The 21,124-nt window shown below is 59.4% G+C and carries 16 protein-coding genes and 2 pseudogenes; 9 read left to right on the forward strand and 9 right to left on the reverse strand.

Annotation, left to right across the window (positions count from 1 at the left end; translation table 11 throughout):
• Positions 1 to 195 precede the first annotated feature (195 nt).
• From V1289_RS23880 to V1289_RS23895, 4 genes and pseudogenes are all read right to left on the reverse strand, one after another.
• Complete coding sequence (locus V1289_RS23880) at positions 196 to 1,806, reverse strand: MASE4 domain-containing protein (RefSeq protein ID WP_334399332.1); 1,611 nt, start codon at positions 1,804 to 1,806, stop codon at positions 196 to 198.
• A 731-nt stretch (positions 1,807 to 2,537) separates the two neighbouring features.
• Complete coding sequence (locus tag V1289_RS23885; protein ID WP_334399333.1) at positions 2,538 to 3,281, reverse strand: SDR family NAD(P)-dependent oxidoreductase; 744 nt, start codon at positions 3,279 to 3,281, stop codon at positions 2,538 to 2,540.
• Between the two features lie 332 nt (positions 3,282 to 3,613).
• Positions 3,614 to 3,802: pseudogene (locus V1289_RS23890) on the reverse strand (ATP-binding protein); the annotation flags it as partial.
• Between the two features lie 157 nt (positions 3,803 to 3,959).
• Positions 3,960 to 4,871 (reverse strand): LysR family transcriptional regulator, encoded by a 912-nt coding sequence (locus tag V1289_RS23895; RefSeq protein WP_334399336.1) that lies wholly within the window; start codon positions 4,869 to 4,871, stop codon positions 3,960 to 3,962.
• A 128-nt stretch (positions 4,872 to 4,999) separates the two neighbouring features.
• Here V1289_RS23895 and V1289_RS23900 point away from each other — a divergent pair, with 128 nt between their 5' ends.
• Both V1289_RS23900 and V1289_RS23905 read left to right on the forward strand, forming a co-directional pair.
• On the forward strand, positions 5,000 to 6,016 hold the full coding sequence (locus V1289_RS23900; RefSeq protein ID WP_334399338.1) for an NADP-dependent oxidoreductase: 1,017 nt from the start codon (positions 5,000 to 5,002) through the stop codon (positions 6,014 to 6,016).
• A 537-nt stretch (positions 6,017 to 6,553) separates the two neighbouring features.
• Positions 6,554 to 6,655, forward strand: a pseudogene (locus V1289_RS23905) (transposase); the annotation flags it as partial.
• Between the two features lie 683 nt (positions 6,656 to 7,338).
• On the opposite strand, the gene V1289_RS23910 reads toward V1289_RS23905, so the two are convergent.
• The 3 genes from V1289_RS23910 to xoxF5 all read right to left on the reverse strand — a co-directional run bounded on the left by V1289_RS23910 (position 7,339) and on the right by xoxF5 (position 10,667).
• Positions 7,339 to 7,980, reverse strand: coding sequence for a TerC family protein (locus tag V1289_RS23910; RefSeq protein WP_334399340.1), 642 nt, complete (start codon positions 7,978 to 7,980; stop codon positions 7,339 to 7,341).
• A 199-nt stretch (positions 7,981 to 8,179) separates the two neighbouring features.
• Positions 8,180 to 8,533: a hypothetical protein gene (locus V1289_RS23915; protein WP_334399342.1), complete on the reverse strand. Its 354-nt coding sequence runs from the start codon at positions 8,531 to 8,533 to the stop codon at positions 8,180 to 8,182.
• 331 nt (positions 8,534 to 8,864) lie between these two features.
• A complete protein-coding gene (gene xoxF5 / locus V1289_RS23920) occupies positions 8,865 to 10,667 on the reverse strand; it encodes a lanthanide-dependent methanol dehydrogenase XoxF5 (protein ID WP_334399344.1) in 1,803 nt (600 codons plus the stop codon).
• Positions 10,668 to 11,272: 605 nt separating this feature from the next.
• Here xoxF5 and V1289_RS23925 point away from each other — a divergent pair.
• Both V1289_RS23925 and V1289_RS23930 read left to right on the forward strand, forming a co-directional pair.
• Positions 11,273 to 11,821, forward strand: coding sequence for a TetR/AcrR family transcriptional regulator (locus V1289_RS23925; protein ID WP_334399346.1), 549 nt, complete (start codon positions 11,273 to 11,275; stop codon positions 11,819 to 11,821).
• Between the two features lie 66 nt (positions 11,822 to 11,887).
• Positions 11,888 to 12,628, forward strand: a complete 741-nt coding sequence (locus V1289_RS23930; RefSeq protein ID WP_334399348.1) for a 3-oxoacyl-ACP reductase family protein — start codon at positions 11,888 to 11,890, stop codon at positions 12,626 to 12,628.
• A 303-nt stretch (positions 12,629 to 12,931) separates the two neighbouring features.
• Here the strand turns inward: V1289_RS23930 and V1289_RS23935 are convergent, their stop codons facing one another.
• Positions 12,932 to 13,783 (reverse strand): DUF3050 domain-containing protein, encoded by an 852-nt coding sequence (locus tag V1289_RS23935; protein ID WP_334399350.1) that lies wholly within the window; start codon positions 13,781 to 13,783, stop codon positions 12,932 to 12,934.
• A gap of 588 nt (positions 13,784 to 14,371) precedes the next feature.
• Between V1289_RS23935 and V1289_RS23940 the strand changes: the two genes are divergently transcribed.
• From V1289_RS23940 to V1289_RS23950, 3 genes are all read left to right on the forward strand, one after another.
• Positions 14,372 to 15,334, forward strand: coding sequence for a helix-turn-helix domain-containing protein (locus V1289_RS23940; RefSeq protein ID WP_334399352.1), 963 nt, complete (start codon positions 14,372 to 14,374; stop codon positions 15,332 to 15,334).
• 803 nt (positions 15,335 to 16,137) lie between these two features.
• On the forward strand, positions 16,138 to 16,422 hold the full coding sequence (locus V1289_RS23945) for a hypothetical protein (protein WP_334399354.1): 285 nt from the start codon (positions 16,138 to 16,140) through the stop codon (positions 16,420 to 16,422).
• 676 nt (positions 16,423 to 17,098) lie between these two features.
• Positions 17,099 to 17,815: a DUF1614 domain-containing protein gene (locus tag V1289_RS23950; RefSeq protein ID WP_334399356.1), complete on the forward strand. Its 717-nt coding sequence runs from the start codon at positions 17,099 to 17,101 to the stop codon at positions 17,813 to 17,815.
• Between the two features lie 363 nt (positions 17,816 to 18,178).
• Here V1289_RS23950 and V1289_RS23955 read toward each other — a convergent pair whose 3' ends face one another.
• Entirely contained in the window at positions 18,179 to 18,751 is a 573-nt protein-coding gene (locus tag V1289_RS23955; protein ID WP_334399358.1) for a MarR family winged helix-turn-helix transcriptional regulator, read from the reverse strand.
• A gap of 528 nt (positions 18,752 to 19,279) precedes the next feature.
• On the opposite strand from V1289_RS23955, the gene V1289_RS23960 reads away from it, so the two are divergent.
• Positions 19,280 to 20,722 carry a tannase/feruloyl esterase family alpha/beta hydrolase gene (locus V1289_RS23960; protein WP_334399359.1) on the forward strand — a complete coding sequence of 481 codons (1,443 nt, stop codon included), beginning with the start codon at positions 19,280 to 19,282 and terminating at the stop codon, positions 20,720 to 20,722.
• Positions 20,719 to 21,120, forward strand: coding sequence for a tannase/feruloyl esterase family alpha/beta hydrolase (locus V1289_RS23965; protein ID WP_334399360.1), 402 nt, complete (start codon positions 20,719 to 20,721; stop codon positions 21,118 to 21,120). Before V1289_RS23960 ends, V1289_RS23965 begins: the two co-directional genes overlap by 4 nt.
• The last annotated feature ends 4 nt before the right edge of the window (positions 21,121 to 21,124 follow it).

Raw genomic sequence — 21,124 nt, forward strand, 5'->3', positions numbered from 1 at the left:
ACGCATGTCCGCTATCCGGCATATTGCAGACTCAAACCGGACATCGCCTCAGGTCCGAAAAGTGCCAATATGCGACATCGCCTCGACGGGCAAAGTCCAACGAATTGCTTCACGCTCCGATTGTGCCGCTGTTGCTCGTTGCTCCAAATGCCTTTGATTATACGCCAACAGCCAGGACGGTCTGTCGCCTTGCTCTCATCGCGAAGCACGAGCAGACCTCGCAGCGTCGGCGCGTAGCATGAACTGAAAGACGGCGCCCTCGGGTTTGTTCGGCGCAACCCACAACCGGCCATCATGGGCCTCGATGATTGAACGGCAGATCGCCAGACCCATCCCCATGCCGCCCGATTTTGTCGTGAACAGTGGATCGAATATCCGCTCGAGTTCCGGCGCGCCGATTCCTGTTCCGGTGTCCGCCACCGATACGATGACGCCTCCGTCATCATGGGGCTCGGACTTCACGCGCAGGACCCGCGTCCCCTCCTTGGCCGCCATCGCATCGATCGCGTTCGTGATTAAATTGAGAAGCACTTGCTGCAACTGGACTCGATCTCCCCTGACCGGCGGTAGCGGGGCACTCGGCGCGGCTTCGACCAGGATCTGGTGCCTCTGAAGATCGCCGCGCGTCAAGCTGAGGGCTTCCTCGATAAGTCCATTGATGTCGAGCGAAGTTCTGTTTCGGGCCTCTTTCTTGAAGTTCGCCCGAATGCTTTCGATCACCGCTCCCGCGCGATGGCCGTCAGCGACGATCTGCTGCAAAGCTACCTTCGCTTCATCGAGATCAGGCGTCGCGCGACCAAGCCAGCGCAAGGCGGCGTCGGCATGAGTTATCATCCCCGACAATGGCTGCTTGACCTCGTGCGCAATCGTGGCCGCGATTGCGTCCCCGGTCAGCAGCCGCGCCTCGCGCTCGCGGCGTTGCGCGAGGACCGCCCGGAGCAGCCGCGCATAAAGCGTCGTTATCTCGTACAGCAAGACAAACAGGACAAGACTGCCGGATAGGACCCCAAAGATCCGGCCGGTATACCAGGCAACGCTGAAACGGCCCGGATTGGGGAGTGAAATCAAACATAACTCTATCGCATACGCGCACATCACCACCATCAGCCACAGATCGAGCACTGAACGTCGCCGCGTCCAGAGCACAACGATGGCAAGGACGCTCAACAGGGCCATGAATCCGCCGATATAAGGCGCGAGAGCCGAAAGATGGACCGTATCGAGCATGATGCGGAGCAATAGCTCGTGCCCCGCGGTGACAAGCAAAGCCGCTGCGCACACGATGGCCGCGGTCACAGCCACACTCAAAAGGATGGCCACATGCGCGGGGCCCCGCCACAACCGCTTGGTTGGATCGGCATCCTTCAGGAGGGCATAGGCGATTACGAAGACAGGGAAACCGGCGTGCCACAGGGTGTAGAGCCACACCGTGCTCTGGAGCCCGGCGCCAAGCAGGCCACCTGGCGCGAACACGCCCGGAAACGTCAGCATCCACGGGATGACGACGAACGCAGTGAAGAGATATCCACTCGCGATCACGAGGAGCGCACGCGAACGCAAGATGGAGAACTGGGCAAACAGCAGGACAGCGGTGATCGAATCGTTCACGACCATCGCCGTGGCATAAGCCGGGATGAAGGCGTCGATCCGCGCCAGTTGAACCCTCGCGAGGGGCCCTGCCGTGATGAAAAATACGACAAGCAAAACCAGCACAACGCCAAGCGCGAGCCGCTTTTGCGCTGGGCTCGGCGACAGGTGCGAGAGGATAAAGTGCTGTTCCTCTGGGGCGGCGGCCGTGTTCACCATCGGGGCGACTCCTCGCAGCGGCTGGAGCGCGCGGCACGAAGCTCACCGCTTCGCCAGCCTCGCCACGGGCTGACTCATGTTCGCCGCCATGGGGGGCCGGCGGACGACGAACAAGGAAACGTCCCGACCTCTGAAAGGTTGAACTGGCAACGTTTCCCGCGGCGGTGCATGTGATCCCACCAGCGAAAGAACACTTTTTCGGTCCGTCGTTCCGGCTTTCTCCGGTCCGATTTGGATACCCAGCGTGACCTCAGTGTATCTCGGTTGGGCGTGGAAATCGATGTCTGGTTGGGGTCAAAAGCGCCGTTTTGACCTTCTGCCGATGACTTCCGGTCTCCCCCTATCAACAGACATTCTCTTAGTCCGTCGTCATGTCTCAAAGGTGCCGATAGTGTTGCAAAGTCTTTTTGCAGCACTGGCACAAATTCTCCAAGCTGTGGGCGGGGCGACCGGATAATAATGTGAGGGGCTACTTCATCCTGTGACGAACTCGCAGGCGACTTCGGTGGCGCGCTTGAGGACACATCGATCGGCGATCGTCGCTTGTTTCGCCTTTTTGCGAGAAATTAGTCGCAAGGCATTTTGGGACTTTTGCAACACTATCTGCCAGAAGCGGACTTGCGGCCGGCGTCAGCTATCGGCGCAAAGCTGACCCCTGAGCATTATTGCTCGAGATCCCCCCTTTAGTCGTTGCATCCCCTAGCTCATCAGTCGATGTGGGCGCAGGCCAACTAGGCGTTCGTACCTCCATCAACAGTCAGGTTCGCACCAGTGATGTAAGACGCCTCGGGGCTTGCGACGAACGCCACCAGCGCCGCGACTTCGTCCACGCTGCCGTACCGGTTGAGCGCCGTAACGGCCTTCTGCGGAACCGCCCATTCGCCCGCGGCCGGATTGAGTTCGGTGTCGATCGGGCCCGGCTGGACGTTGTTGACGGTGATGCCGCGGTCTCCGACCTCGCGCGATAGCCCTTGCGTGAACATCCGAATCGCGCCCTTGGTAGCGGAGTAAGACACGAGCCCCGGAACCATCATGCGCTCGCCAACGCTGGAGCCGATCATGACGATGCGGCCACCGTCATTCATGTGCTTCAAGGCCGCCTGCGTCGTGACGAAGACGCCGCGGACATTGAGATCGATCACCTGGTCCAGCTCCTCCAGCGTCGTCTCTTCGAACTTCTTCGGGATCGCCGTGCCGGCATTGTTCACGAGCACGTCGAGCTTGCCGAGCGCGCTAACCGTCTTCTCGACGGCCGCCCTCACGGCCGCGGCGTCGGTGGCATCGGCCTGGATCGCGATGGCCTTGCCGCCGGCGGCTTCGATTGATTTGACAACCGAAGCCGCGGCGTCAGCGCCCTTGCTGTAGGTGATTGCCACCCTGGCGCCATCGGCGGCGAGGCGTTTGGCGATGGCGGCGCCGATGCCGCGCGAAGCGCCGGTGACGAGTGCCGTTTTGCCTTCAAGTTTCCTGGACATGGGATTCTCCTGTTTCGAGTTGGGATTTGATGCGGCGCGCGTTCCGAGCTTCGAGCCGCCATCGACGTGAACGGTGTCGCCTGTGATCCAGCGGCAAGGCGACCGCTGAGCCGGCAATCAACTTGATAAGAGCGCGTCGTCTCATACGGCCCTCGGAGCTTAGGGCCACACCGAACACATTGTTTGAAAAATACCACATTTGTTACGGCACCGCAGCGCCATCGGAGAGCGGATGACGACCGATATGGGTCACACTGAGAAGAACTCAGTACGAGCATATGTTTTCCGCTTTGCCCCCGAACTCGGACATTGCTCGACGCAGTCGGCATGTTTCAAACGTGCCAACAAGCGACATCGATCACGGATGGCAGCTCAGTCAGCTGGGATCGTAAACTGAAAGAGGGGGCCCCCCCCCGCGGCTCGCACGGGATCGCCCACAGCCGTCCGCCGTGGGCTTCGACGATCGAGCGGCAGATCGATAGGCCCACACCCATGCCCTCGGGCTTGGTCGTGTAGAAGGCTCGATCAGGCGCGAGAGGCTCTCCGCGCTCAACCGCCATCTTGGACGCCGGACGCGGGGCCTTGACCCACGTTTGCAAAGAATGAATTGGAGCGGCCCGGAATCCGAGGGTGGAGTACTCCCGGGACGAACTGTAACCCTGAAAGCGTTGCGCGCTATCAATTGAGCATCCAAGGCGGCCGCCGAAATCGCTCGGAAATCCAATCCACGAAGCTCCGCGTCTTTCCTGCCGTGAAACGGACCGAGGGGCGTATGATCTGGATCGCGCCTTCTCCTTCGACTGTCCAATCGGTCAGGATCGACACAAGTTGGCCTTCCGCACGCTCGGACGCGGCCAGCCAATCAGAGCACATGACGATGCCTGCTCCGGATATTGCCGCGGTGACGAGGCTTTGAGCATCGTCTGTGCTCAACGGTCCACTGACCATGACGGACGAAATGCGTTTCCCTTTCCTGAAGCGCCACTCGGGATGGCTGGCCAGCCGCGTGAAGCTCAAGCAGGCGTGATTGGCGAGATCGTCTGGCGTCACTGGAGTCCCGCGGGCAGCCAGATACGAGGGCGCGGCGCAAATCAGCCGTTGGTGGCCCGCGATTCGTTTTGCCACTAGCCGACTGTCACGCAATTCGCCAAGGCGGATGGCAACATCAAAACCCTCCGCGACAATATCGACATAGCGATCGGCGTATTCCGCTTCTATCGCCACCTCGGGATGCGCAGCGAGAAACTCAGGTAGCATCGGCGCTATCCATAGACGCCCAAAGGCGGCGGGCAGCGCCAATCGCAATTTTCCTGTGACCGATCCGCTTGTGCCGGTTGCTTCAGCCTCGGCTTCCTTCATCGCGGCTGTTGCCGCTCTCATTCGCTCGTAAAAACGCAGGCCGGCGCCGGTCGGATTCACATGCCGGGTTGATCGCTCCAACAAACGTGCTCCCAGGCTGGTCTCGAGCGCACTTATTCGCCTGGAGATGATTGACGCGTCGCGCCCCACAACCCGCGCGGCTGCCGTGAAACTTCCCATCTCCACGACCGCCAGGAAGGCAGCAATCTCGTCCATTCTGGTGCCGTCCATTGATGCTCTCAACGCAAGAATATGGTTCGTATAATCCATGTTATCACAGGCTTTGCAGGAATATATCGGACTCAGGATGACCCGCTGCCAGCTTTAGCGGCAGCCCCGTTTTGAGGAAGACCTAGCCGATGACCAATCTCCGCCGCTCGATTGTCCTGAAGAATCGCCCGAAAGGGTTGCCCGCGCTTCAGGACTTCCTCCTGGAAACCGACGCCGTGCCCGAACCCGGCGCGGGCGAGGTGCTGACGCGCACGCTTTGGCTGTCGCTCGATCCCGGGATGCGAGTCCGGTTGAACGAAACAAAGACATATGCGGCACGGGCCGAAATCGGCGCTCCGATGCCGGGGGAGACGGTCGGACAGGTCATCGCATCCAGAAACCCGCGCTTCTCCCCGGGGCAAGTCGTGGTCGGCGGGCGGGGTTGGCAGAGCCATATCGTCACATCAGGCAATGCGCTGGTGGTATTGCCGCCTGGTGTGCCGCCTTCGACTTATCTGGGGGTGCTGGGAATGCCCGGTACGACGGCCTATTCGGGCATGAAGGATATTGGTCAACCAAAGCCAGGCGAGACGGTTGTGGTTTCTGCTGCCTCTGGCGCCGTGGGGTCGGTCGCTGGCCAGCTTGCCAAGAGAGCAGGCGCGCGCGCCATTGGAATCGCGGGAGGCGCTGACAAATGCAGGTTTGTCTGCGAGCAACTGGGGTTCGACGATTGTATCGACCACCGCGCTGTCGATGACCTGCCGGCTGCATTGAAGCGGGCATGTCCCGACGGAATCGACGTTTACTTTGAGAATGTTGGCGGCGACGTTCAACTGGCGGTGTTTCCCCTGATGAATACTTTCGGTCGCATGATCATGTGCGGCATGGCGGCCGAGTACAGCGATACGGTACCCCGACCAGGTCCAAACCTCGGCTCGACATTTCTTAAACGGCTTCGGATCCAGGGATTCATCTGCGGCGACCATCCTGAATATTATGCGGAATGGCGCGCTTTGGCGGCCCCATGGATCGCCGAAGGTAGTCTGCGCTATCGCGAAGACATCGTGGATGGTTTGGAAAATGCGAACGAGGCGTTCATCGCAATGCTAACTGGCCGCAACTTCGGGAAGACATTAGTTCGCGTCGCAGAGCCTGAAGCAGCCTGAACAAATTGGCGATCGGAGCCTTTGAGACAGAGTTGGCAGGCCAGAAGGAACATTGCAGCCATAATTTTTTGGTCGAGTTTGCGCTTGTGCAACAATGCATCTGTCGGAGTCATTTCATTGGTTGACCTCTCCTTGAAAGCATCACAATGCGCTCCGATACGTCCTTGGGACGAATGCGGCATTCGCAACCGGCTTACGGAGCTGTGATCCGCATTTCTCATGCGATCGGTCGGCCCATCGCCCATTACCTGATAGGCAATGCTAACGTCGTCGCTTGGTGGGTAGCAGATCTCGGTAATTGGAAATCGGTCATTGCGCCAACCTCGGAACCGATCCCATCGTCGCCGCCGGAATATCCGAGATCAACCCCCGCACTCGCTCACCCGATTGTTCGCTTTGATGTCTCTTATGGGTCATTCGCGTCGTTTTTGATATATCTGCGCCATGTCCGCTATCCGGCCCATCTCGGACCTGCAATTCGGCGTTGCGAACACCGAGATAGGCGTGATTCAAGCTCCCGAACCAGGGCCTCGAATCATGAGATACGAACTCACAGACTTTGAGTGGACTGCCATCAGGCCGTTCCTTCCGAACAAGCCGCGCGGCGTGCCGAGGGTCAACGACCGACGTATCCTCAACGAGGGCGCGCCGACTTAATTCGAAGTAAGATAAAGCCAGATCGCTCCAGCCATCTCCAAGGCTGGATAGGGGCCTATTTGGGGCCTGAGCCGATCAGCTCAGGCCTTCCTTTTTCCCAAGCTATTGAAAATCCCACCCTTTTTATTCTCGCAAAGCTCTGGACAACAGGCCCACACGACTTCGCCGTCCGCATCAGCACCGTTCGTCAAAGGCGCATCCGCGTCCACCGCATCCCACCGCGCGTTTCGTGACGATCGCGAGCCGCCCCTCTTGTCGGGTGAGACGGGCGGAGTCAAATCACTGATTTGCCCGACGGGACAAGAGGAATATTTTCGCAAGTCGGGCTTGACAACAATTCGCTGATTTGCCCGTCGGGTAGTATTCGTACATCATGCTCAAACCCTCCGTCATGCCGGAGGCTGCGCCAGGTCTGGGCGGAATCCGCCGATCAGAGCCAACCGAGCGGCGGATTACGCCGGAGCCTGTCATCGGGCCGCGCCTTGCGCGGACCCGTTGGGCTCCAATCCGCCCTACGAGCTACGAGCTACATGCTGATCGTCATCGTCTGCATGGTATTCATGTATCTCTGGCCCGGCATGACACTATGGCTGCCGACTTATCCTTAGGGCAATTGACGCTCTGATGGATCGCATCAGGAAGGAATGACGCGGCAATGCGTCATGTCATATTGACGCAACCTTCATGATATCCAGGGTTCCGCGATAGGTCATGTCGACGGCGACGTAGAGAATGACGATTAGTCCGGCGTAAGAAATCCAGCGATGATCTTGCAGAAGGCGCGCAATGAACGAAGCGGCCGCACCCATCATTGCAACCGAAAGTATCAGGCCGAAAATCAGAACCACTGGATGCTCGCGTGCCGCCCCTGCGACGGCCAAGACGTTGTCGAGCGACATGGAAACGTCAGCCACGATGATCTGCGAGGTCGCTTGGACGAGCGTTTTCCGGGGCCTGCCTTCGGGATTTGTTCCTGCAACTGCTCCGGCAGCCTCCATCGCTTTGATCGGCTCTGCAGAGGAGGCGCGCAGCTCTCGCCACATTTTCCAGCATACCCACAACAACAGAATCCCGCCCGCGAACAGGAGGCCGACGATCTGCAGAATTTGCGTCGCCAACCCGGCGAACAGAGTGCGCAGCATCGTCGCGGCGACGATGCCGATCAGAATCGCCTTGCCTCGTTGCGCCTCAGGCAGGCCCGCGGCAGCAAGGCCGATGACAATGGCGTTGTCGCCAGCGAGCACAAGGTCGATCAGAACGACCTGTAAAAGTGCGGTCAGGGCATCTGTGCCGAGAAATTCAAACACCGGTCACGCCCCCTTCTTGCCGGGAGAATGGCCCCTCATTCGACGCGAGGTTTTTGCAATGCGTAGGTGCGTAATAGGGTTCACCGATACGTGCCGGAAATCCCGCGCCGCAATATCAAAACGGGGCCACTCCAACTTAACTCCAGTCCGACATCGCAGCCTGCTGGCTGCCAGAGGGGCCCGGCCTGGTGACTGTCTCCTATGGCGGCGTATCCGGATGTTGTTCGACCGGTTGTTCGAAAAAAAGCGCCACTTGATCCGGTTCGCTAAAAATCGCCGCTGCGCAACCCATCATGGCGAATGCGCCGGCAATATTCCATACCGTTAGATTATCCGAATTTCCGTGAACGTGGATTGAGCGGGCCACGATGGCGGCGATCGCTGCTTCCGCGAAAAGCAGAATGCTGAGCGCAGGCAGGACAAGTCCGGGCTCCAGCACGCGGATCATCAAGAATGCGGGGACCGCAATCAGCACGCTCAACAGCGCCAGTATGCCGAAGGGTTCCAGCCAAGGAGCCTTTCGCGTTATCCAGTTTGCATAAGGAGCAACCATTTTGTTTCCCTTGGCCAAAGGTCACAGCGGCAGCAGCGTTATTAAGATGCCTCTCCCACATCAATATTCGATCGCCGCCCCTACAGCCCGCAAAATTTGTGACCGAGGTTCGGTTTCTGGGGTCCGGCGCTTGATCCCACAGATACATCCCACAGATACGCGGCCAGGGCATCCTTTGCCGCTCACGACCGGTGGTCGGCCGTGGCGCGATCATTCCATTTGGCCGGCCTATCGGACTGCTGGCGTGGCCGGCAGCTATATCGCGCGGCCGGCGTACGTCGCTACAACTTGTCACGTCCAGCAACACGCCAAGTGTCCCCTTCGAGTTGCGTTAGCTGTCGGGCAGCGAGAACACAGTGAGCTGGCCACCCAGCGCTGTGTAATCGTGCAAGCCGGCATAGCCTCCGACGGCACCCAATCCAGCGGTGGGCTCCGTCAAGCCGGCAGCCAGGCCAATGCCGGCCCAACCGCCCACTCCGGACAGAACGGCAATGTACTGCTTCCCGTTATGCTCGTAAGTCGTCATGTTTCCGATGATGCCGGAAGGTGTTTTGAACTTGAAGAGTTCCTTGCCGGTCTTGGCATCGGCAGCCTTAAGGTAACCCTCGAGCGTTCCGTAGAACACAACGTTGCCGGCGGTTGCTAACGCACCCGACCAAACCGAGAATTGCTCTTTCGTCGACCAGACGATCTTGCCGGTGCGGGCGTCCCAGGCAATGAAGTTGCCCATGTGGCTCTCGCCAGGAGGCGGGTACATCGACAAGGTTGCCCCAACATAAGGCTGCCCAGCCGTGTAGTTCACCTTGAACGGCTCGTAATCCATGCAGACGTGGTTGGTCGGCACGTAGAACAGGCCAGTACCAGGTGAGAATGCGGCAGGCTGTTGATCCTTGGTTCCAAGCGCAGCCGGGCAGATCCCCTTCACATTGGCGTCCTCTCGCCGGGTAGAGTACTTCGGGTCGACGATGGGACGACCATAGGTCTGCGAGGCTTTATCCATATCGAGCTTGGTGGCCCAGTTGACCGCTGGATCGTACTTTTCAGCGACGATGAGCTCGCCGTTGGTTCGATCGAGTGTGTAAGCGAAGCCATTTCGATCGAAGTGAACGACGAGCTTCCGCGGCGTCCCGCCGATGGTCTGGTCGACCAGGATCATTTCATTGACGCCGTCGTAGTCCCATTCGTCGTGTGGCGTCATCTGGTACACCCATCTTGCGATTCCGGTATCGACATCACGTGCGAAGATTGTCATCGACCATTTGTTGTCGCCCGGCCGTTGGCTCGGATTCCAGGTTCCGGGATTGGCGGAGCCGTAATAGACCAGGTTGAGTTCGGGATCGTAGGAGTACCATCCCCAAGTCGTAGACCCGCCAATCTTCCACTGGTCGCCTTGCCAGGTCTTGAGGCTCGAGTCACCGCCGACCGGCTTGCCGAGTTCCGTTGTCTTCTGCGGATCAATCAGCATTTCATTGTCCGGACCGACCGAATATGCGCGCCATGCCTGCTTGCCGGTTTTCATGTCGTATGCCGTCATCGAACCGCGAACCGCAAACTCGCCACCGGAGATGCCGACGAAGACCTTGTCCTTGATCACCATTGGAGCCGAAGTTCCGGTCTCGCCCTTCGACGGATCGCCGTTCTTGGCTGACCAGAACACCTTGCCGGTCTTGGCATCGAGAGCGACCAGCGTCGTGTCAGCTTGATGCAGGAAGACCTTGCCGTCGCCGTAGGCCAAGCCACGATTGACTGTATCGCAGCACATGACGGGGATCACATTGGGATCCTGCTTGGGATCGTATTTCCAAAGGATCTTGCCGTCGTTATTCAGATCAAGAGCAAAGACGGGATTCGGAAACGGGCCGTGGACATACATGACATTGCCGATCACTAATGGGCCGCCTTCGTGTCCGCGCAGAACGCCGGTCGAAAACGTCCAGGTCACCTGCAACTTGGCGGCATTCTCCGAGGTGATCTGATTGAGCTGCGAATAGCGATGGTTCGCGTAGTTACCCGTCGGCATCACCCAGTCTTTCGGGTTTTGCGACATCTTGATCAGTTCCTCGTTCGCATTGGCCGCACCCGCGGCAAGCACGGCGGCAGCGCTGAAGCAGATTTTTGGAAAGGAATGGCGCATCAGAGTTCTCCCTGTTGCACTTGTCGCACAGCAACTGGTGCAGACGTCGCCGCTCCTGCAACGCGCTGACGTCCGGTGGTGCTGACATCATTTCGGTCAACTCTACTGCTGCCTTTGGTGCTTCGACAGTTGCACGTTTGTCGCGCGACGATTTCACGCAAATTGCTGCTCGAGAGTGTCTATCCTGTCGATATCGGCCTCCGCTTGGTCGGTAGGGCCGATCTGAGCCGTGAGCGCCAAAGGAGCCGCTTGCTCGACAGTTGCGGCCACGGATCACTGTTCTCGCTCACCGGCGAGACAGAGCAGCACGTAGCACGTAGGACGGATTGGAGCACGACGGGTCCGCGACGAGGCGCGGCCCGGTGGGCTTAATCCGCCGATCAGAGCCAGCCGAGCGGCGGATTACGCCTTCCGCCCTACGCGCTTCAATCGTCGAGAGCCGGCTGTGGGTTGTCAAAAGCTGCATTTGAGGAAGGTCCGCTTCTGGCGCCAACAACGGCCATTAAGAATGCTTCCATTGCCGGATGCGTCGTTATTGACAGATCAGTCCACAATAGCTAATCACGGCCATGGCCAGGCCAAGAGAATTTGACCGCGATGCAGCCGTGCAACGGGCGATGTCCGTTTTCTGGCGAAAGGGTTATGCTGCAACTTCTACGGACGATCTGCTGCGTGCAATGAATATCGGCCGGCAGAGCCTGTACGACACGTTCGGCGACAAACACCGCCTTTATCTGGAAGCGCTTGAGAGATATCAGCGAGAGCGCGTCGCGGAGAACATCAGGCGGCTGCGATCGACGGCTTCGCCGCTGGCCGGAATTGAGGCGCTTGTTATCGGCATCATTGCTTCAGATAAACCCACGCGCGAGAGGGGCTGCATGGGTGTCGGCTCTATCAGCGAATTCGGAAACACCGACCCCGACCTGGTAACACTGCGCGCCAAGAGCGGTGGCGCGCTGCACAAGGCTCTGATCGAGCAGCTGCGGCACGCGCAAGCGGCAAACGAAATCGGGGCGAATGTCGATATCGAGCGTGCCGCGCGCTTCGTGGAAACAACGATGTTCGGACTCCAGGTCGCAGCAAAGGCAGGAGCTTCTCTTCAAGCCCTTCGCGACACGGCCGCCTTTGCGATCGCAGGCTTGAGACATCGGTAGTCGCCCAGCAGCGCGGGCATCGGCCTGAACAATTCTGGACTCTTTAGTCAATAACGGAGAGTATGTATGTATAACGAACCTACGCTAATCGATAAAGTCGCGCTTGTTTTGGGGGGCTCCCGGGGTATTGGCGCGGCGATCGTGAGGCGACTTGCCGCGAACGGCGCGTCGGTCGCGCTGACCTACGCCAACTCGGCGGAGAAGGCGGCCAAAACCGCCCGCGCGGCGGAAGCTCATGGCCAGCCGGTGATCGCGATCAAAGCCGACAGCGCCGATCCCAGAGCCGTCATGGATGCGGTGGCACAGACGATCGCACGCTTCGGCCATCTGGACATTCTGGTCGTCAATGCCGGGATCTTGATACGCGGCACGGTGGACAAGTATGATCTTGCCGACTTCGATCGTATGGTGGCGACGAATGTGCGCGGCGTTTTCGTCGCGATCCAGGCATCGTCCCCCCACCTCAGGGAAGGCGGACGGATTATCACCATCGGCAGCAATACAGCCATTCGAACTGCATTCCCGGGAGCAAGTGTTTACTCAATGACGAAGGGCGCGGTTGCCTCGCTGGTGCGCGGCATCGCTATCGACCTCGCGCCGCGCGGGATTACCGTCAATAATGTCCAGCCCGGACCCACCGAAACAGACATGACAGCTGCTCACGCCGAGATGGTGAAGCCACTCGTGCCCCTCGGACGCCTGGGCAAGCCTGAAGAGATTGCGGGGCTGGTGGCCTATCTCGCAAGCCCCGAGGCCGGATTCATTACCGGCTCCAGCCAGACGATAGACGGTGGTTATGTCGCATGACGCACCCTGTCCAGGCCCGACGATCTCCGCGACGCTCGGATTCGATCGGGAAATAGCTACATCGAGTTACACGCGCGATCGAGCGTCGACGGCCGCTTCGCGCCAAGAGCGGTCGTTCCACAAATATTATGCGAACATGCACTGCGTTGGACTGGAGCGCGTGGTCGCCGCGAGTTTGATGCATCATTGCAACTGCAACGCAACGGACGCCGGAAGACAACGGGACAATGCCCGGGCGACCGCTACTTTCGCCGTAAGACACGGGCCCGCCGCCTAGAAGCGGCGGGTCTGTGTCTTGCCTTGTCAGTGCGCTCGTCCTGAGATCGCCCGGACTTCGCCCATCTGCCGTCCGCCAGCTTGGATAAGGGGCGTAGCCTTCTTCGTGCGCATGTCACGAAGTATGCTTAATGTGCCATCCCAAAGGTCGATCCGAGCCTTGATGCTGTTGCACGCTGCGTGCAGCGCCCGCTCGTCCTTCTGCGGCGAATCCGCAACCAATCCATCGAGCAGCTCCCGCCCCATTGGCCCGTGACTGTCACCATCGAGCTCAATGTGCCGCTCGATATAGTAGACAAAATGCCGCAAGGGATCGTTGGACTTCCTCGCACCAGGAAGGATCTTTCGCAGCCTGCTGAACATCTCCGGGATGATGTCCTCACGGCCGTAGAAGAACGCTGCCAACACTTCTTCCGTCGTTCCTGATTGGGCCAGCATCATCGTATGCGCGACAAAAGCTTGCACATGTGGCGGCACTTCGGTCTGCACCATAGCCGCTTCGATCGATGTACCGGCCCGTGCCAGTGAACGGAACGTGTCGAATTGGTGTGTGCTGGCGCCGACGTCCTCCATGGCGCGGAGGTATAAATCGAGGTGGCTGACATAAGAGCCGTCCGGATCGACATCCGTTTCCTCGCCGATAACGATGTCGTTGATCAGGCGCGCAGCTTTTGCGTTTCCTGCCGGGAACCACGGCACGTTTGTACACGTCAAGTCTTGCTGCAACCGCTTCAGGAGCGACATGAAATCCCAGACGGCGAAGACATGATCTTGCATGAACCGCCTCAGATCCTCGACAGAAGCGACTTCCGCGTAAACGGGATGATCCAGCAACTGCGAGCGAAGATTGGAGAGGCAGTAACGGTTCTGTTTCTGCATGTTAACCTCTATTTCAGCATGTTTGACCTTAGCTCCGGGTGGAAGTGTGAGCCCGGCTTCGGCGACCTATTCCGTTTGATTGGTGATGCAAGTGTTAGTGCGCGTCCATACCCATCAAAGGGCGTCGCAGGCACAAATTCCGGCGATCACTCATCAATGAGATGCAGAATAGCCGCGGCGACACGAGTTGCATCGCTGAACGTTACAGATCACCGCGACCTCCCAAAAAGAAACCGCCGCACTCATCACGCGCTAGTGAAGGGTTTAGACGAGTTCCTATCGTCTCGATCATGCTGTCTTATGTTCCATTTGCTTTCACGGCATCAACCGCAACACGGCTTGCAGTTTTCATCGGAGCTGCGGGGTGGAGGGTAAACAGGGTCCACTCGCCCCGACATGATTTGATAAGACGTGATCTCTGCTGTCCTCATTTTGGCCAATGAACCTCCGAGACTTTGCTGACCTCAGCGGAGGAGCAGGCAGCTGCCCGTTTGAGAGAAGCGCAGTCGCCAACCTACACTCCGTGTGGCGCCCACCGTTCCTATCGGCAGCCACGAGCCGAGTGTCGTTTGAGAAGTGGAGGCTCCCATGATCCCTGCCCCACCACATTTGCATTTCGAGGCGTGGAAAGAGCAGATCCGAAAGATGGGCGGGCGGTTCGACCCGCAGGTGGTCGACCCCAAAGCGTTTGCCGGCTGGGTGCGTCCCATTAGTGCCTACGGGCTCATTGCGGCTGAGGTCGGTTGCAATGCCTATGTGGTCGAGCGCACGCACCGGGATGTTCGCGTCGATGGCGCAGATCACTATGTCGTGCTCTTTCAACTCGCGGGCCGCTCAGCAATGACCCACAACGAAGAAGCCGTGCGCTTCGGTGTCGGCGATGTTGTACTCGTGGATGTGGGTCGGCCGACCACATTTTTTGCCGGCAACGCGGGCGAGTCCTGGAATACCATGGCTCTTCTTTTGCCGCGCCAGGCCCTAGTATCGCATCTCGGATTCGAGCCGCGGGGTGGGCTCTACCGGCGCAACGGAACGGTTGTCGGCCGCCTTCTCCTTGATTTGATCCGCAATGCCGGGGAAGAAGAAGTACCCCCCTCGCGTACTGAATGCTACATGCGGCTCGCGGTCCATGATCTTGTGGGCGCCCTTTTTGCGCCGAGTGATCCGGCGCCAGCGCGTCACTCGGACAAGCTGTTCATGCGCGTGCGTGGCGTCATCAAGGACGGCTTCGTCGATCCCGATCTCGATCCTTCCGAGGTGGCGACAAGAACGGGGATTTCATTGCGTTATCTCCAGAAACTGTTTACGGAGCGCGGCTCTACGTGCAGTGAATTCATCTATTCATTCCGTCTAGATTACGCCGCGCATCTTCTGCAGCGCCAATCCGCCCTTGGCGCAAGTCAGGCGCTCAGAGAGATTGCGTACGCATCGGGTTTTCACGATTACAGCCATTTCGCGAGAAGATTTCGTCAGCGTTTTGGTCACGCGCCAGGCGCACACTTTGCAGGCGAAAGCTGCGACCGTGATGGTGCATTGAATGCTTGTGGGTAGCCTCGTCACTGGCTCATCACGCTCCAAACCCCCTTGCGATCTAAGTTCGCCCCGATCGCGACGCCGGCCACCACGTTCGCGACGCCGTAGTGAGCGCCCGGGCGAATAGTCAATATCGATAGTCAATATCGGGCGGGATTGGCGACTATCAGCCCAAGCCAGAGCCGGCGCTGCCGTTGTACAGCCACTGTCGGGTCTCTTCGTCGGTCCATCCGGGAACCGCGAATCGCGGCGTAGGAGCGGTAACACGTTGGACCGGGCGTAAGTGACCCTCGCGCGGTTGGGAGCGATGCACCGGCGCGGCGTTGGCAGAAGCACACAAAGTGATCAAAAGGCCTACGGCCAGAACCGCTCGCATCGTATTTGCTCAGGTATCATCGATATCACGCCGATATGTGCGCACGCGCGGCCACCTCCCCAAGCTGAAACGACTTCACGATTAGTCAAATACCTTCGATACCGGGCTCGTGTGCCCCTCAAAACGCACGGATTAAAATTCAATTTAATGGTGTCGGCGGATTGCGAACCTACATCAGCATCACGCACATCGAGCAACGAATTGCGCAGAACATGAACGTCCACGCTCAAACAAAAAACCGACGCGATGACTTAATACCCGTGATTGTGGCTGTAATCGTCGCAGTCGTGGGTACGGCTGGTATCCTCAACGACTTGCGCCCAGGCAACGATTCGCAGGATAGCGACAAAGCGAGGATGATCACTTCCGCGGCGGTGTCGAGGGTCGGCGCAATCGAAATCCCTTCAGAGCCGCCCGCCGGCGGGCGCCAACGAGGAGTCTCGGCATGAAAAAGCTTTCCGTTCTTTGCATCGCCCTTTGCGTTGGCCTTTCAACCACCGCGGCGTTTGCCCGCGGCGGCATGGGAGGAGCGCACGGCATGGGATCGTCTCATATGTCCATGATGGGCGGCGCCTTCGGCACCACCGCTGCCGCGCCCGGCACCAACTCGTCGGGCACAGCGCTTTCCTCGGATGGCGGGGGCCGCCCCCTGCTTGATACCAAGCCCGCTATCGACCCTGAAGACGCGAATATCGACAAAATGATAAATTCGATCTGCCGGGGATGTTGATGCTTCTGGGCTGGCGCGTTGCCACTGACCTTAAGGAACGTCCAAATTGATTGAAGCAGTTGCGGCATTTCTAGCCCTGTTTAGCGCTGGTATCTTTGTAGCTCACGCGGTCGACGCTTACACCCAAGTGGCGAAGGTCAATGAAGCGGTGTGCAATCGAGAAAATCGCCAGTGCAGCTAAAGCCTCGGCTCCGTCACCTTGACCGTATGCCGATTGACCGCGCAGCGGCGACGCCGGCCACCACGTTCGCCACGTCATCATGAGCGCCCGGGCTATGGTCGATCGTTTCCTTGCCACCGCGTGACGTACGCCGCTCCAGCGAAGCGAGTTGATTTACCAACCGCGTTCGGCAGCAAAATGGTTTTCGAATTGAGCGTGGGCAGCAGGTCTACATAGAGTCGCGACCGGCGCAAACGAGGTCGAAAACCGGCGCGGTTTGAATGACGGCCGCGAGAATGGTGCGCGTTAGTGCACGTGCCTGGCCCTGGGTGTTGCCCGCGATCAATCCCAACGCAAAACATTGTGAGGCGACAGAACGCGCGGCGATCCTACCTAAGCAATGGCCCTACAGCGTCATTGCCCGGTCACCCACCTTGCCGCCGTGCTCGCTTGGCGTGACGTTGTAGCGGCCACCTAGCGCCGTCACTGCCCGAACCAAACCAAGCCGTCGATCTCATGGATGATCCCCAAGTTCACTATTTGCCGCTAACTCCGGGATTTTTTTCGATCCTGGTTTTTTTGGCATTGGCGCTGGTCATCCTGATCCAACTCCGTATCCTTAGATATGCCTATATGCGGCTCGGGGTAGGTCCGGGGGTCGCACTCCTTCTCCTATTCGGCTCATTGATCGGAAGCTACTTCAATCTTCCGATCACCGTGCTGCCCGGTCCGCCGGTCAGATCGGGGCAAATCGTCGACTTCTTCGGCATGCGCTATGTGGTGCCATTCGTGGTTTCGCCCAGCACCATTTTGGCTGTGAATGTCGGCGGTGCGGTGATTCCGACATTGATGTCCGCCTATCTCGTGCTTCGCTATCAGCTCTGGCCCAGGGCAGCGATCGCTGTCGCCGTAATCGCCTTCATTGTTCATTCCACGGCGACGCCAGTGGCCGGTATTGGCATTGCCGTGCCGGTCTTTGTGCCGGTCGTGGCCACGGCGATCCTTGCCCTCGTCCTCTCCCGCGAATATGCAGCGCCGCTGGCTTATATCGGCGGATCCATGGGAACGCTGATCGGCGCCGATATTCTCAATCTCGACAAGATCGGCAGCCTTGGCGCGCCGATCGCTTCCATCGGTGGCGCAGGGACATTTGACGGCATATTCCTGACCGGCATTTTGGCGGTGCTGCTCGCAGGCCTTGCCTCGCCATCGCGGCTGCGGCCGGCGTCGTAGGCGAACGGGGCGTGAAAAGGGCAGCTCAACGCAGACATAGGCGCGTTGCTCGATGCCCGTTGTATTGGGCGAGCCTTGGCCGCGCCGCGCGCACTGGCGATGACCGCTGCTCCAACGGTTACGAACTCTGACTACCCATGAACGGCCGCTTCGCGCCATGAGCGGCCATCGCGATTGTCTTTCCGCATCGCTGAGCCGCATCGTATGTAACTTCCGAAAGTGCATACGAAAGTTCGCTTCCCTTCGCCCGCTCCAGCTATTTCTCCGCAATAATGGGGCAGCGTCGCTCAGAATCGCGCCTTCGGGAAAGCTGATCGCTTGGCGGCGTTTTTGGCTCGGCTGTCGCCTCAGAGCAGATCGCAACTAATCATTCAAGAAGATCGACAGCGCCTGCTGCAATTGCCGATAGGCGCGTGCTCCGACTTTCTTGGCCAGATCGGTTTCGGCTTCGGCGACGCCCGACTGGAGTCGGGCAAGCAAATTCGTGCCCGCGTCCGTCAGGTGCAACACGTAGTAGCGTCGGTTGATCGCGGAGGCGGTGCGCCCCACCAGGCCCCGCTGCTCGAGGTGGTCCACCAGTCTCCCCAGACCCGCGCGTTCGATGGACAGGACCTGCGCGATGGCGAGCTGATTGACCCCGGGATTGGCATCGATGACGCATAGAACGGAGTATTGCGCAGGGCTGATGTCAAGCGCAGCCAATTTTCGGCTGACCTGCTTGAAGACCCACAATTGAGCCCGGCGGATTCGATAACCGAGCGACTGCGACAAGCTACCCAGGGCGACCGGCTTCACGCGTACCGACGTTCTCGGCTGCTGCTTTCGAGGCTTCGGTCTTGAAGGCTTCGCTTTGATGCCAATCCGGCGCAGCCGTTTGGCAGTCCCGGCCCGGGCGGGCGGGTTTTCCGGCTCCATCGCTAAACGACCTTCATGCAAGTCTGCTCCACCGAGCCGAAGTCCCGAGATTCGTTTCAGTCTATCGCAGCCACCTCCGATCGAAAAGCGAATGTGGCGTCGGGGTTTACGGTTGCCGGGATCGAGCCTCCGTCTCACGGGTCACTGCAAGACTTCGTTCGCGGCGCGACCCAACCGTCCAATAATCAGGCACCGATGTTGACAAGGCTACATGGCATTCGCTACGTTGATAGCCACCAGGTCAATGACCGCGAAGCGCTGCCGCCCCAAAAGAGCAGCTCGATGGGAGAGAACGTCCATGCCCTCCACGATCAGTGGGCGCTGCCCCGTGCAACATTTCGCGGCATTGTCGCGAAATGACCTCGATCGCGCACGCCCCTCCACCGCCATGCAGGAATCGAATTCGGTGCGACGTTGCAAGGCCGCGCGTCGAGGCCCTCAACCTGCGATGACATTTTCATTGATCCCGCCGACCGTCTTGCGAAAGGCGACTGCGGCATCGAGTGGTTACCGGTTCTGATCAAGCATAACGAAGTGAGGGAGGTGTCTATGAAGCGACTACTCTTGGCATCGACAATTGCAGCAAGCTGGGCGTCGCTCGGCGTGGCCGGCGCGCTGCCGGCATCGGGTGTAGCCCCGCGCGCGTCCTGCGCGGGTCTTACGGGACTCACGCTGCCGAACGCCCAGATCCTGAGCGCGACCCAAAAGTCGGGCTATTGCAACGTCATCGGCATCATCAACAAGCGGACCAGCACGCAGGATCCCGATCATTTCACCTACGGTATCGGCTTTGCACTCAACCTTCCCAACACCTGGCATGGCCGTTTCGAGATGATGGGCGGCGGCGGCACCGACGGCAGCCTGCGCAGTGATCCAACAGGCGCAGCCGGCGTCGAACTCGCCCAGGGCTGGGCCGTAGCAGCCGATGACGGCGGCCACGAAGACAGCCCGAACAGCCTGCTCGGTTCATATCAGGACGACGACGCCAATGCCGGAGGCTCGGCACATTTCGCAATCGACGCGCAGGCCCGCAGCGACTACGGCTACAACGGCATTGAAAAGACGGCGACGATTTCGAAGCAGATCATCGCCCAGTATTATGGCCTCGAGGCGGGTTTCTCCTACATCATGGGCTGCTCGAACGGCGGTCGCGATGCCATGGTCGCCTCGCAGAAATTCCCATTTTTGTTCGACGGCGTCATTTCACAGAACCCCGGCTTCAACCTGCCGCAAGCAGGCCTGGCTGAGGCCTGGAACGAGCAGGTGCTCGGTACTCTGGCAACCAGCAAGGACGCCAACGGGCAACCCTTTATTCCCGATACCTTTCCGCCCCAGGACCTCCAGGTCGCCTCCGCCGCTATCCTGAGTGCTTGCGATGCGCTGGACGGGTTGGTGGACGGCATCATCGACAACTACCATGCCTGCACCAACAAGAAGGTGTTCCCGGCGCTTGCAAACTACACCTGCGGGATTGGACCGCATGGCAGCACGCCCCATGGTGGCACCTGCCTGACCTCGGCCCAGGTCGGCGCGCTGAAGAAGATATACGCCGGACCGGTCAACTCGGATGGCGAACGGCTCTACTCAAACTGGTTTTGGGATGCCGGAATTTGGACGCCACCCACCGCCGGCGGTGCGGGCTGGGGCGCCTGGAATGTCGTCACGGCACCTGTCCCGGGTGTGAACACGGCTATCAATCTCACGCTGGGGGCGGGAGCATTGCCGATGATCTTCCAGACGCCTCCTGTTGTGACGCCGATCGGAGGACCTGCCGGGCAGGAAGCCTATGTGTTCCACTTCAATTTCGACACCGACGCGCCGAACATCTTCACCGAGACCAAGGCCTACCCCGAAAGCTCGATGGACTTCATGGCCGCGGTGTCGACCGATCTCAGCCCATTCAAGCGCCATGGCGGCAAGCTGATCATTTCCTCCTCTGTGAATGACGGCTCTTCTCGGGAGCTGCCATCGCTCGCTGGTATCGGAAAATGAACCGGCGCATGAATGGCGACGCCAGCGATTTCGCCAGGCTCTTCATGGTGCCCAATATGGCTCACTGCGGCGGCGGCGCAGCCACCGACAGCTTTGCCGAGAACGAACTCAACGCCATCACGGCCTGGGTCGAAAATGGCGTCGCGCCCAAGCGCATCGTGGCGGCTAACAGGAACACCAGCTCGCCGTACCCACCTGGCGGACTGTTTGATCCGCAGGTCGCAAGGAATTTTCCGACCGGAGGAACCCGTCCGCTGTGTCCCTACCCGCAAATTGCGGCCTATCAGGGCGCCGGGCTGACGAATGACGCCGCAAACTTTGCCTGCATCGATCCCCAAATCAAGCCGGACGGGGATGATAACGACGACGAACATCATCGCGGGCCGGAAGGGCGTTAGGCGT

The organism is Bradyrhizobium sp. AZCC 2289, from assembly GCF_036924615.1.
Taxonomy (GTDB): Bacteria; Pseudomonadota; Alphaproteobacteria; order Rhizobiales; family Xanthobacteraceae; genus Bradyrhizobium.